General features: G+C 67.0%; 11 protein-coding genes and 1 tRNA gene. 4 read left to right on the top strand and 8 right to left on the bottom strand.

Annotation, left to right across the window (positions count from 1 at the left end; all coding sequences use genetic code 11):
- A partial coding sequence (locus tag IF61_RS0113310; protein ID WP_030366556.1) for a SidA/IucD/PvdA family monooxygenase occupies nucleotides 1–900 on the top strand: 900 nt, incomplete at its 5' end.
- Here IF61_RS0113310 and IF61_RS0113315 read toward each other — a convergent pair.
- Nucleotides 856–2670, bottom strand: a complete 1815-nt coding sequence (locus IF61_RS0113315; RefSeq protein ID WP_030366557.1) for a bifunctional metallophosphatase/5'-nucleotidase — start codon at nucleotides 2668–2670, stop codon at nucleotides 856–858. The genes IF61_RS0113310 and IF61_RS0113315 overlap by 45 nt on opposite strands.
- Before the next feature lie 141 nt (nucleotides 2671–2811).
- Between IF61_RS0113315 and IF61_RS0113320 the strand changes: the two genes are divergently transcribed.
- Together IF61_RS0113320 and pyk are read left to right on the top strand one after the other, a co-directional pair.
- Entirely contained in the window at nucleotides 2812–3510 is a 699-nt protein-coding gene (locus IF61_RS0113320) for an SIMPL domain-containing protein (protein ID WP_030366558.1), read from the top strand.
- A gap of 120 nt (nucleotides 3511–3630) precedes the next feature.
- Nucleotides 3631–5052, top strand: coding sequence for a pyruvate kinase (gene pyk, locus IF61_RS0113325; protein ID WP_030366559.1), 1422 nt, complete (start codon nucleotides 3631–3633; stop codon nucleotides 5050–5052).
- Between the two features lie 10 nt (nucleotides 5053–5062).
- Here pyk and IF61_RS0113330 read toward each other — a convergent pair whose 3' ends face one another.
- On the bottom strand, nucleotides 5063–5836 hold the full coding sequence (locus IF61_RS0113330; protein WP_030366560.1) for a hypothetical protein: 774 nt from the start codon (nucleotides 5834–5836) through the stop codon (nucleotides 5063–5065).
- 119 nt (nucleotides 5837–5955) lie between these two features.
- A tRNA-Leu gene (locus IF61_RS0113335) sits at nucleotides 5956–6028 on the bottom strand.
- Nucleotides 6029–6128: 100 nt separating this feature from the next.
- On the opposite strand from IF61_RS0113335, the gene IF61_RS0113340 reads away from it, so the two are divergent.
- Nucleotides 6129–6779, top strand: a complete 651-nt coding sequence (locus IF61_RS0113340; RefSeq protein ID WP_030366561.1) for an ANTAR domain-containing response regulator — start codon at nucleotides 6129–6131, stop codon at nucleotides 6777–6779.
- Nucleotides 6780–6830: 51 nt separating this feature from the next.
- Here the strand turns inward: IF61_RS0113340 and IF61_RS0113345 are convergent, their stop codons facing one another.
- The 5 genes from IF61_RS0113345 to IF61_RS0113365 all read right to left on the bottom strand — a co-directional run bounded on the left by IF61_RS0113345 (nucleotide 6831) and on the right by IF61_RS0113365 (nucleotide 12590).
- Nucleotides 6831–7547: an ABC transporter ATP-binding protein gene (locus IF61_RS0113345; protein WP_030366562.1), complete on the bottom strand. Its 717-nt coding sequence runs from the start codon at nucleotides 7545–7547 to the stop codon at nucleotides 6831–6833.
- Nucleotides 7544–8413, bottom strand: coding sequence for an ABC transporter ATP-binding protein (locus IF61_RS0113350; RefSeq protein ID WP_030366563.1), 870 nt, complete (start codon nucleotides 8411–8413; stop codon nucleotides 7544–7546). The genes IF61_RS0113345 and IF61_RS0113350 overlap by 4 nt, the downstream gene beginning before the upstream one ends.
- Nucleotides 8410–10257, bottom strand: coding sequence for a branched-chain amino acid ABC transporter permease (locus IF61_RS0113355; RefSeq protein ID WP_030366564.1), 1848 nt, complete (start codon nucleotides 10255–10257; stop codon nucleotides 8410–8412). Before IF61_RS0113355 ends, IF61_RS0113350 begins: the two co-directional genes overlap by 4 nt.
- A 5-nt stretch (nucleotides 10258–10262) precedes the next feature.
- A complete protein-coding gene (locus IF61_RS0113360; protein WP_030366565.1) occupies nucleotides 10263–11195 on the bottom strand; it encodes a branched-chain amino acid ABC transporter permease in 933 nt (310 codons plus the stop codon).
- 150 nt (nucleotides 11196–11345) lie between these two features.
- Nucleotides 11346–12590: a branched-chain amino acid ABC transporter substrate-binding protein gene (locus tag IF61_RS0113365; protein WP_030366566.1), complete on the bottom strand. Its 1245-nt coding sequence runs from the start codon at nucleotides 12588–12590 to the stop codon at nucleotides 11346–11348.
- Between the last annotated feature and the right edge of the window lie 53 nt (nucleotides 12591–12643).

Below are 12643 nucleotides of genomic sequence, written 5' to 3' on the forward strand. Positions count from 1 at the left end.
GACCCCCTACGCCCCCTCGTCGACGCCCCCGCCGTCCCCGTCATCCACTCCGCCGACTACCTCGACCACCGCGAACGCCTCCTCGCCGCCGAACACATCACCGTCATCGGCTCCGGCCAGTCCGGCGCCGAAGTCTTCCTCGACCTCCTCCGCAACCGCCCCGCCGGCCGCGAAAAACTCCACTGGCTCGCCCGCACCCCCGCCTTCGCCCCCATGGAATACAGCAAACTCGGCCTCGAACAATTCACCCCCGACTACACCCGCTACTTCCACGCCCTCCCCGAACCCGTACGCAACCAACTCCTGCCCCAGCAATGGCAGCTCCACAAAGGCATCGCCACCGAAACCCTCACCGACATCCACGACGAGCTCTACCGCCGCAGCCTCCACGGCGGCTGGCCCGACACCGTCCTCACCCCCGGCGTCTTCGTCCGCACCGCAGGCCGCGTCGGCACCACCCGCGTCGAACTCCACCTCGAACACGCCCAGCAAGGCACCCGCTCCCGCATCACCACCGACGCCGTCATCCTCGCCACCGGCTACCGCGAACGCCCCGTCGACACCCTCCTCGCCGCCCTCGACCCCTACATCCGCCGCGACCACAGCGAACGCCCCCGCATCGACGAGAACCACCGCCTCGTCCTCGACCCCCTCGTCCGCGGCGCCATCCACGTCCAGAACGCCGAACGCCACACCCACGGCGTCGGCACCCCCGACCTCGGCCTCGCCGCCTGGCGCAGCGCCACCATCCTCAACGCCATCACAGGAAAGGCGGCCTACCCCCTCCCGGAGCGGACCGCCTTCACCACATTCGGCCTGGAGCCACGGCCACAGCCACGACCCCGCACCACCGGATCAGAAGACCGGCGCACCATCCCGCGTCAGCTTCCAGTCCACTGACGCAAAACGCCCCACATCGATCGTCCCCTGCGCCTTCACCCAGGAAATGATCGTGTTACGAATCTCCTCCGAGTTGGCCCACACCTGCTTCGCCCGCGCCACATGCGGAAAATTACCCCCACCACTGGCCCGGTAATTATTCACCGCCAGAACGAACTCGGCCGCGTCGTCCAGTGGCTTCCCGTCGAACATCAGCTTCGCAACCCGCGCCCCCGGCGCCTTCGCGACGTCGATCTCGTACGAGAGGCCGCTGACCACGTCATAGTTGTAATCCGGAATACTCTCCGCATTCGTCAGCTTCGCCGGATCCACCGGAACACCCGCCGGCGTCCGCACGTAATAGCGCGCCGAAAACTCCAGATACTCCCGCAGCTGCGCACCCGTCAGCACCCGCGCCTCCAGCGTGTTCTCGAACGGATACAGCCCCGCCACCTGACGAATCGACACCTTCCCCGCCGGCACCGCCGCCGTCCGCGAGAAACACGACGCCTGCGACAACACCGGCAGCGACGCGTACGCCGACCCCGCCAGAGCCGCCCTCACCGTCTCCTTCTGCACATGATTGATGAAATCGATGACCGGCGTGTCCTTGTACGCCGCCTCCGCAGCACTCATCGCCGCCGTCGACGTACCGATCACCTGATTCACATACGCCACGACCTTCTCGTGCTCGTCACGCAGCAACCGGGAGATCTTCCTGTCCTCAGGCACCGTGTTCGAGTTCAGCACCTTCGCCGACACCGACTCCACCTGCCAGCGGCCCCGCTCCCACACCAGACCGAAGTCGAACAGCGTCAACCGCTGACCCCACTTCAGCGGCTCCGACAGCACCACCTGCTTGCCCGTCTTCTTATTCGCCACCCGGTACTCCGGGATCTCCGTGTGCGCATGACCCACCAGAATCGCGTCGATCCCCGGCACCTGCTCCGCCACCAGCGCCGCCGCGTTCTCGATATACGGCAGCTGATCACCGTACGAAGACGTCCCGCTCGAACCCGAATGCGCCGACACGATCACCACATCCGCACCCATCGAACGCAGCCGCGGCACCCACTTCGCCGCCTGCTCCTCCAGACCCGGGAACACCATCTTCCCCTGGACATTCGCCTTGTCCCAGATCGCAATACCAGGATTCGTCAGCCCCAGGATCGCCACCTTCACATCACGACCGAACGGCGCACACACCCGCTTCATCACATACGGAGCAAACGCCGGCCGCAACGACTTCGCATCCAGCGCATTCGCCCCCAGCAGCGGAAAATCACACTGCTCCTCGAACTTCCGCAACACCGGAATGCCGTAATTGAATTCGTGATTCCCCAGCGCCGCCGCGTCATACCCGATCGCATTCATCGCCTGCGCCATCGGATGCACCGGACCATGCGCCTTGGTGATCGGATCCACCTTGGCGTAGTAATACGACAACTGCGTGCCCTGAATCGTGTCACCCGCATCGATCAACAGGGTATTCCGGCGCCCCTTCTCCGACCGCACCTGATTCACCAGCGTCGAAATCTTCGCCAGACCCACATCGTTGTGCGCCTTGTCGTCGAACTCCGCATCCGTAAAGTAATCCCAGTTGAAGACGTTCCCGTGCAGATCCGTCGTCCCCATCACCGTGAACGAATACTTCCGCTTCCCCCGGCCGCCCACGAGACCCGCATCCACCTCCTGCGCCTCGGCCGACCCGGCACCCCCCGCCCCCACGAGCGCGACCCCCGCACCCGTCGCGGCAGTACGCCCCAGAAAATTCCTCCGGTTCAGCGGCACTTCTTCTCCCCAAAGTCGCAAAGCTGACAACGCGCGTAGATTCTGACCCGCCCGCACCGCCCCGCGACACCCTCCCAAGGTTGCGATCCGATGACTCCCCAGTAACCCCACCCGGAAGAACCGGCAGTCCACACTGAACCCATGACCACACCCACACCCGCCACGCCCCTGCCCTACGGAACCCCCGACACCCCCCGCGTCTCCGTCCGCGGCGAAGCCCGCCTCGAAGTCGACCCCGAAATCGCCCACCTCGGCATCACCGTCACCGCCCGCGGCACCGACCGCACCACCACCCTCGAAGACCTCACACGCCGCAACACCCAGGCCCTCGACCTCGTCAAGTCCTACGGCGACGCCGTCGAAAGACTCGAAACCGGCCTCATCACCGTGGCCCCCCAATTCGCCGACAAAGGCCGCCACGAACGCGTCCGCTCCTACCACGGCAGCGTCTACCTCACCGCCACCCTCAACGACTTCACCGTCCTCGGCGAACTCACCACCCGCCTCGCCGACCTCCCCCTCACCCGCATCACCGGCCCCTGGTGGTCCCTCCGCCCCGACTCACCCGCACACCGAGGAGCCCGCCGCCTCGCCGTCCAAGAAGCCGTCCAGCGCGCACGCGAATACGCCGAAGCCCTCGGAGCTCACCTCACCGCCCTCCTCGAACTCGCCGACGACGGCGCCGAGAACCTCGGCTACTCCGCCATGGCCGGCGGCATGGCCCGCGGCGGATACGGAGCCGCAGCCGCCGCCGAACCCGAACTGGATCTCGAACCCCAGCGCCAGACCGCCCACGCCCAGGTCAACGCCCGCTTCACCATGACCCCGCCCCGCCTCTGAACCGCTCATCAGAGCGCGCACGCGCACGTTCATGCATTGTCAAAAACCTTTTACCGAAAGGCCGTTGGGCTGTCGCCGGCGACGGATCCACTACCCACCGGTAGGTCATAAGGTCGAAACATGCGCCGAGCAAAAATCGTCTGCACCCTCGGGCCCGCCACCGACTCGTACGAGCAGATCAAGGCACTCGTCGACGCCGGCATGGACGTAGCCCGCTTCAACCTCAGCCACGGCACCTACGCCGACCACGAGGCCCGCTACCAGCGCGTACGCAAGGCGGCCGAGGAGGCCGGCCGCAGCGTCGGCGTCCTCGCCGACCTACAAGGCCCGAAGATCCGCCTCGGCCGCTTCCGCGAAGGCCCCGTACTTCTTGAACGCGGCGACGAGTTCACCATCACCGTCGAACCCGTCGACGGCGACCGCCACACCTGCGGCACCACCTACGACGGCCTCGCCGGCGACGTCAGCCGCGGCGAGCGCATCCTCGTCGACGACGGCCGCGTCACCCTGGAGGTCACCGAGGTCGACGGCCCGCGCGTACGCACCATCGTCATCGAGGGCGGCATGGTCTCCGACCACAAGGGCCTCAACCTCCCCGGCGTCGCCGTCTCCGTCCCCGCCCTCTCCGACAAGGACGTCGAAGACCTGCGCTGGGCACTGGGCATCGGCGCCGACATCATCGCCCTGTCCTTCGTCCGCAGCGCGGAAGACGTCGCCGACGTCCACCGCGTCATGGACGAGGAAGGCCGCCGCCGCCCCGTCATCGCCAAGATCGAGAAGCCGCAGGCCGTGGAGAACCTCGACGGCATCGTCGCCGCCTTCGACGGCATCATGGTCGCGCGCGGCGACCTCGGCGTCGAAATGCCGCTGGAAACGGTCCCGATCGTGCAGAAGCGAGCGATTAAGCTCGCGAGGCGAAACGCGAAGCCGGTCATCGTGGCGACGCAGATGCTCGACTCGATGGTCGACGCCTCCCGCCCCACGCGCGCGGAGGCGTCGGATGTCGCCAACGCCGTCATCGACGGCACGGACGCGGTCATGCTCAGCGGCGAGACGAGCGTCGGGAAATACCCCGTCGAGACGGTCAAGACGATGGGCCGCATCGTCGCCGCGGCGGAGGAGGACCTTCTGGCGAAGGGCCTCCCGCCCCTGAGCGAGCGGGGCAAGCCCCGCACGCAGGGTGGCTCCGTGGCCCGCGCGGCGGCCGAAATGGGCGACTTCCTGGAGGCGAAGTTCCTGGTCGCCTTCACCCAATCCGGCGACACGGTCCGCCGCCTGAGCCGGTATCGCTCCCCGATCCCCCTGCTGGCGTTCACGCCGGAGGCGTCGACGGCGGCCCAGCTGAGCCTGACGTGGGGCGTGGAGACGTTCTTGGGCCCGATGGTCCAGACGACGGACGAGATGGTCGACCAGGTCGATGAGTACTTGCTGCGGATCGGCCGGTGCCGGAAGGGGGACCGGGTGATCATCACGGCGGGCTCGCCACCGGCGACGCCGGGCACGACGAATATGGTGCGGGTGCACCATATTGGCGAGGAGTAGGCCGACTACGTCAGTGCTTCGGGCCGATGTGGGCGTCCATGAGGGCGACGGAGTCGCGGCGGGCGATGGAGATGCTCTGAGCTCGTCGGCTCTGGTTCGCCGACTTCCACTCGACGCCGACCCTGTCGAGAGTGTCAGTGAAGAGCTTCAGGATGTCCGTGGACGTGTTGGTGAAGAAGTAGCGCGGGTATTCGTAGCGCTTGGGCTTGCCATTGACGATGCGGGTGGTCCAGTTGGTGATGCGACACCCGTCCGAGTGGATGAGTCCGCGCAACAACTCCCAGGGGTAGGCGTCCACGATCTGTTGCTGCCAGGGCTCCAGTGTGATCGCCCGCTCGTGCTTCTTGCCTGGTCCGTGCTGCGGGAAGAAGCATGGCCAGTGCTTGCTGGTGCTGGTGACCATCACACAGCCCTGCTTTCGTTCGAGCCACACGCGGTTCCCGGGGCGGACTTTCCGCATCGCCTCTCCGCAGGAGTCGATGAGGCCGGGCCACGCGTCTGCGCATGCGATGCGTAAGGCATAGACGCCTCGCCGACCGGCGCTGAGGCAGCCGTCGCCGAGGTAGAGGCCGAGCAGGTAGGTGTACGCGGCTGAGCCGTGGGGTGATTGAGGCGCCTGGCCGCATCTTTCGCATGGCGCGGCCGCGCGTGACAGGGGTTCGATCCTGGTCTGCCATGACCGGATCGCATACCGGGATATCCCGGTCTCCTTGCTCACGGAGTTGAGACTGCGTCCTTGGCGGACGAGAGCCAGTACGTGATGACGTGTTTCAAGGTCGTACACATCTGCGAGCGTGTATGAGTGCTTGCAGTGGACGGATGTATTCGGAGGAATGTTCACCACGGCGAGTGAAGATCGCCAACGGCTGGAGGATTTTCCGGACCTTCGAATTAAAGGTAAAGTGCCCTGGGTGGGATTCGAACCCACGCTGTCGGTGGTTTGAGCACCGTGTCTCTCCCGCTGGACTACCAGGGCTGGCTACGAAACCAAGGCTAGCGTAGTCAGGTCGTGTATCAAACCTACAGGAGCTAGGTAGGCTCGTGCAGCAGCACCCTGCCCTGGACCGAGGAGACCCGTGACCGCCGCCGAGCCCACGCCGCCAGTCGACGACGAGCCGACGCACACCCCTCCCCATGTCACCCGCGTGGTGATCGCCGAGGACGAGGCCCTGATCCGTCTCGACCTCAAAGAGATGCTGGAGGAAGAGGGCTACTCCGTCGTGGGCGAGGCGGGCGACGGCGAGACCGCGGTCGCGCTGGCCCGGGAGCACAAGCCCGACCTGGTGATCCTCGACGTGAAGATGCCCGTCCTCGACGGGATCTCCGCCGCCGAGCAGATTGCCCGCGACTCGATCGCCCCGGTCCTGATGCTCACAGCATTCTCGCAGCGCGACCTCGTCGAGCGTGCTCGGGACGCCGGTGCCATGGCCTACCTGGTGAAGCCGTTCAGCAAGAGCGACGTCGTCCCGGCCATCGAGATGGCCGTCTCCCGTTTCACGGAGCTGAAGGCGCTGGAGAAGGAGGTCGCGGACCTCTCCCAGCGGCTGGAGACGCGCAAGCTCGTGGACCGGGCGAAGAGCATCCTGCAGACGCAGTACGGCCTGACCGAGCCGGCCGCTTTCCGCTGGATCCAGAAGACGTCGATGGATCGCCGTCTGTCGATGCAGCAGGTCGCCGAGGCGGTCATCGAGGACGCCGAGGAGAAGAAGGCGGCGAAGGGGCAGTAGCCCGGATCCGTCACTGAGAGGGGCCCGTGTCCATCCGGACACGGGCCCCTCTCAGTCTTCGCCCAGGTAAGCCTTCCGCACGGATTCGTCGTGGAGGAGGTCCGCCCCCGTCCCGGAGAGGACGATCTTCCCGATCTCCATGACGTGGCCGCGGTCGGCCAGGGAGAGCGCGGCCTGGGCGTTCTGCTCGACGAGCAGGATGGTCGTGCCGGAGGTCTTGAGCTCGGTGATCGTGGCCATGATCCGCTGCATCATGATCGGCGAGAGGCCCATGGAGGGCTCGTCCAGCATGAGGAGCTTGGGGCGGGACATCAGGGCGCGGCCCATGGCGAGCATCTGCTGTTCGCCGCCGGAGAGGGTGCCGGCGGCTTGGCGGGCGCGTTCGCCGAGGATGGGGAAGAGGTCGTAGACGCGCTGGATGTCCTTGGTGATGCCCTCCCCGTCCTTCCGGAGGAAGGCCCCCAGCTGGAGGTTTTCCGCGATGGTGAGGCGCGGGAAGATGTGGCGGCCTTCGGGGGAGTGGGCGAGGCCGAGGGCGACGATGCGGTGGGCGGGGACGCCTATCAGCGGGCGGCCGTCGAAGCGGATGGTGCCGGCGAGGGGTTTGAGGAGTCCGGAGAGGGTGCGCAGGGTGGTGGTCTTGCCGGCGCCGTTGGTGCCGATGAGGGTGACGATCTGGCCGGCTTCGACGCTGAAGCTGATGTCTTTGACGGCTTCGATCTTGCCGTAGGCGACGCGGAGGTTTTTGACTTCGAGGAGTGCGGTCACCGCTCGTCCCCTTCCTCCGACGTGCGGGCTTCGGCGGCGGCGACTTCTGCGGCTTCCTCTTCTCCCGGGGCTCCTTCGAAGGGCGTGCCCAGGTATGCGGCGATGACGCGTTCGTCGGCCTGCACGGCGTCCGATGTGCCTTCGGTGAGTTTTTCGCCTTGGACGAGGACGGCGACGCGGTCGCAGAGGGCGAAGATGAAGCGCATGTCGTGTTCGATGACGAGGACTGCGGTTCCTTGGGCGCGGATGGCGTGGACGAGTGCTTCGGTGGCGCGGGTTTCCTGGGGGTTCATGCCGGCGGTGGGTTCGTCGAGGAGGAGGAGTCCGGGGTCGCTGGCGAGGGCGCGGGCGATTTCGAGCTTGCGTTGTTCTCCGTAGGGGAGGTTGCGGGCGAGGTGGTCGCGTTTGGTGGCGAGTCCGGTGAATTCGAGGAGTTGCATGGCGCGTTCTTCGGATGCTTTTTCGGCGTGGCGGAAGGCGGGGCCGCGGAGGAGGGCGGAGAAGAGGCCTTCTTTGGTGCGGGTGTGGCGGCCGACGAGGACGTTTTCGAGGACGGTCATGTTGGCGAAGAGGCGGATGTTCTGGAAGGTGCGGGCGATGCCGGCTTTGGTGACGAGGTGGGGTTTGGGTGGGAGGGTGTCGCCTTTGTAGGCGACGGTGCCTTCGGTGGGGACGTAGAGGCCGGTGAGGCAGTTGAAGAAGGTGGTTTTGCCGGCGCCGTTGGGTCCGATGAGGCCGACGATTTCGTTTTGTTGGACGGTGAGGTCGACGTCGCGTACGGCGGTGAGGCCGCCGAAGCGCATGGTGACGCCGGTGGCGGTGAGGACGGGGGCGGGGGCGTCCGCGGGGGCGGCGGTGGTGGTCATGGGGTGGTCGCCTCCGCGTGCGTGAGGGTGCTGCCGGTGGTGGTTCCGTCGTGGAATTCGAGTTGCCGGCGGCGGTTGGGGATGAGGCCTTCGGGGCGGAAGCGCATGAGGAGGATGAGGGCCGCGCCGAAGGCGAGGAGTTGGTAGTCCTGGAGGAATTGGAGTTTGGCGGGGATGAGGTAGAGGAGGGCGGCGCCGAGGAGGGGGCCGCTGATGGTGCCCATGCCGCCGAGGATGACGGCTGCGAGGAGGAAGGCGGAGTTGGGCGGTACGGGGCCGGCGAAGACGTATTGCTCGGGGACGACGGTGTAGGCGACGTGGGCTTGGACGGTGCCGGCGAGTCCGGCGAGGGTGGCGCCGAGAGCGAAGGCGAGGAGTTTGAGGCGGAAGCCGTTGATGCCCATGGCGGTGGCGGCGGTTTCGTCTTCGCGGATGGCGATCCAGGCGCGGCCGATGCGGGAGTTGCCGGCGCGGCTGAAGACGAGGACGACGATGACGGTGAAGAGGAGCATGAGGAGGTAGTAGTTGGCGAAGGGGTTGAGGGTGATGCTGCCGAGGTGGTGGGTCTCGCCGAAGGAGTAGCCGAAGAGGGCGAGGTCGGGGATGTTGGGGATGCCGTTGGGGCCGTTGGTGAGGGAGGGGCCGGATTCGCCGTTGAGGTTGCCGGCGGTGATGCGGAAGATCTCGCCGAAGCCGAGGGTGACGATGGCGAGGTAGTCGCCGCGCAGCCGGAGGGTGGGGGCGCCGATGACGACGCCGAAGACGAGTGAGGCGGCGGCTCCGGTGAGGACGGCGGCCCAGAAGGGGAAGCGGATGTCGAGGGTGGATGCGGTGGTGCCGGAGACGAGGGCGGCGGTGTAGGCGCCGACGCCGAGGAAGGCGACGTAGCCGAGGTCGAGGAGGCCGGCGAGGCCGACGACGACGTTGAGGCCGAGGGCGACGGTCGAGAAGATCAGGATGTTGACGGCGATGAGGGTGTATTGGTCGGTGTCCTGGGTGAGGGGGAAGAGTGCGGCGGCGATGAAGGCGGCGGTGACGGTGGGCGTGCGGTGTTTGGCGGTGAGTGCGGTGAGCCGGCTGAGGAGTCCGGCGCGGGCGAGGGCGGCGGTGCTGAGTCCGGCTAGGAGCAGGAAGCCGGTGAAGAGTTCGCCGTAGGCGGTGCCGATTCCGTAGGTGACGATGCCGAGGGCGAGGCCGAAGGCTGCGGTGATGATGAGGATTTCGGCCCAGGGGGGCAGGGGCCGGGGTGGTGGTGGCTGTTGGTGGGGGCGGCCGGGGCGGATGGTGCGGAGGGCGGTGCGGGCGAGTGCCCGGGTGCGGGTGGTGGTCCCGGGGCGGCTGGTGTCCGGGGTGGTGTCGTGGGTGTGCCGGTCGAGGGGGAGGGCGAGGGTGCCGAGGAGGGTGAGGAGGGTGGTGAGGGCGGCTGCGTAGCCGCCGGGTTCGAGGTTGGCGAGTCCGCCGAGTTGTACGGCGATGGCGATGAGGGTGTACCAGGTGGTGGCGAGGGTGGCGGTGGCCAGGAGTGCGGTGGCGTTGTGGCTGCCGGTGGGGTTGAGCCAGCGGAGGCCTGGGGTGTTCCAGGTGGTGAGGGTGTAGGCGAGGGTGAGGAGGGCGCCGGTGAGGGTGAGGAGCTGGAGGCCGCCGGGGTAGCCGTTGACGGTGAGGTTGCCGGGGAATCGGGTGGTCCAGGTCCAGGAGAGGAAGGTGGAGGCGGCGCTGAGGAGGGCGCCGGTGGTGGTGAGGGTGCGTGCGGTGTTGAGGGGGAGGGGGATGAGGGGGGCGGTTTCGGTGGTGGGTGTTTCCGTTGTTTCGGTTGCTGCTGGTGTGGTGTGTTGTGGGTTCATTGCTCTCACGCCCGATCCGCGACGCGTTCGCCGAGCAGTCCTTGGGGCCTGATGAGGAGGACGAGGATGAGGAGGGCGAAGGCCCAGACGTCTTTCCAGCCGCCTCCGCCGAGTTGTTGCATTCCGGGGATGTGCTGGATGTAGGTGGAGGCGGCGGCTTCGGCGATGCCGAGGACGACTCCGCCGAGCATGGCTCCGTAGATGTTGCCGATGCCGCCGAGGACGGCTGCGGTGAAGGCTTTGAGGCCGAGGATGAAGCCCATTTCGAAGTTGATCTGTCCGGCGCGGAGTCCCTGGGCGACGGCGGCGACGGCGGCGAAGGCGCCGCCGATGGCGAAGGCCAGGACGATGATGCGGTCGGTGTTGATGCCCATGAGTTTTGCGGTGTCGGGGTCCTGGGCGGTGGCTTGCATGGCGCGGCCGGTGCGGCTTCGGGCGACGAAGAGGCCGAGGGCGAGCATGCACAGGGGTGCGGCGACGAGGACGAAGAGGTCGTCGCGCTGGATGTGGAGGTTGCCGGCGAGTTCGAAGGCGTCGCCTTGGAACTGCGGGAATCCGCGGGATTTCTTGGCGTCGGGGTAGAAGGCCCAGACGATTTGCTGGAGGGCGATGGAGAGGCCGATGGCGGTGATGAGGGGGGCGAGTCTGGGGGCGTTGCGCAGGGGCCGGTAGGCGAAGCGTTCGGCCGCGGTGGCGACGGCGACGGAGGCCACGGCGCCGCCGATGAGCATGAGGGGGAGGGCGGCGGGGAGGGGGGTGTCGCCGGGGAGCCAGAGGTGGATGGTGAGGGCGCCGAAGGCTCCGATCATGACGATCTCGCCGTGGGCGAAGTTGATGAGCTGGACGATGCCGTAGACCATGGTGTACCCGATGGCGATGAGGCCGTAGAGGGCACCGAGGGCGAGTCCGTTGACCAGCGTTTGCGGCAGTTGGTGCACCGCTGGGCCTCCGATGCGGGTGTCGGATGTGGGTCCGCGCGAGGGCGTGGGACGCTTCCTCGCGCGGTGGGCCGGGGTCCGGGTGGGTGCTGGGGTGCTGGTTTGCCGGGGGGCGTTCGGTTTTTGAATTCCTTTGGTTCTTGCAGGTGTTCAGTCCTTGAAGGTGGCGCTCTTGACGGACTTCCAGGTGTCGCCCTTGACCTGGTAGACGGTCAGTTGTTTGTTGGTGGTGTCGCCGAATTCGTCGAAGGAGACCTTTCCGGTGACTCCTTCGAAGGAGACTTTGCCCATGGCTTCGGTGACTTTGGCGCGGGCGTCGGCGGGGAGTTTTCCGTTGTTGGCGGTGACGACGCTCTTGACGGCTTGGATGATGGCCCAGGCCGCGTCGTAGGAGTAGCCGCCGTAGGCCGCGTAGGGGTCTTTGTAGTCGGCTGCCTTGTAGTTCTGGACGAAGGCTTTGGCGGAGTCGAGGTCTTCGACGGGGTAGCCGACGGAGGTGCCGAGGTCGCCGTCGTTGCTCTCGCTGGAGGCCTTGATGAAGGCGGGGTCGTAGACACCGTCGCCGCCCATGAGGGGGATGCGGGCGCCGGCCTTCTTGACCTGGTCGGCGAGGAGGCCGCCTTCGGGGTACTGGCCGCCGTAGTAGACGATGTCGGCGCCGCTGTTCCTGACCTTGTTGGCGACGCTGGAGAAGTCGGTTTCCTTGACGGTGATGTGGTCGGTGCCGACGACTTCGCCGCCGAGGCGTTTGAATTCCTGGCCGAAGATGGAGGCGAGGCCGACGCCGTAGGTCTGTTTGTCGTCGACGACGAAGGCCTTTTTCTTCTTGGCGTCGTTGAAGGCGTACTGGGCGGCGAAGCGGCCTTGGATGATGTCGGTGGTGGCGGTGCGGAAGTAGGTTTTGAAGGGGCGTTTCTTGTCTCCCTTGAGCCAGTTGTCGCCCTGGCTGAGCTCGGGGCTGGTGTTGGCGGGGGAGACCTGGGTGAGGTCGGCGCGGGCGAAGACGCCTTGCATGGACTGGGAGACGCCCGAGTTGAGGGGGCCGACGACGCCGAGTACGGACTTGTCGGCGACGAGTTTGGTGGCGTTCTGCTGGCCGGAGGCGGGGACGGCCTGGTCGTCGAGGGTTTCGGTGCGGAAGGTGACGCCCTTGACTTCCTTGTTCTTGTTGGCGGTGCGGGCGGCGAGGTCGACGGAGTTCTTGATGCCTTGGCCGAGGGCGGAGAGGGAGCCGGTCAGCGGGGCGTCGACGCCGATGACCACGGTGGTCTGCGTGCCGCCTCCGCTGTCCTTGTCGTCGCTCTTGCCGCCGTCGTCGCGTGAGCCGCAGGCGCTCAGGGTGAGCGCGCCGGCGGCGAGGGTGCTGGTGAGGAGGAGCAGGGGACGATGGCGCACGGTGTGTCCTTTCCCCGGCGGGGTGGTGACTGGCCGTGACTCTATGGGGGTGC

It is taken from the genome of Streptomyces roseoverticillatus (assembly GCF_000719265.1).
In the GTDB taxonomy this organism is placed as follows: Bacteria; Actinomycetota; Actinomycetes; order Streptomycetales; family Streptomycetaceae; genus Streptomyces; species Streptomyces roseoverticillatus.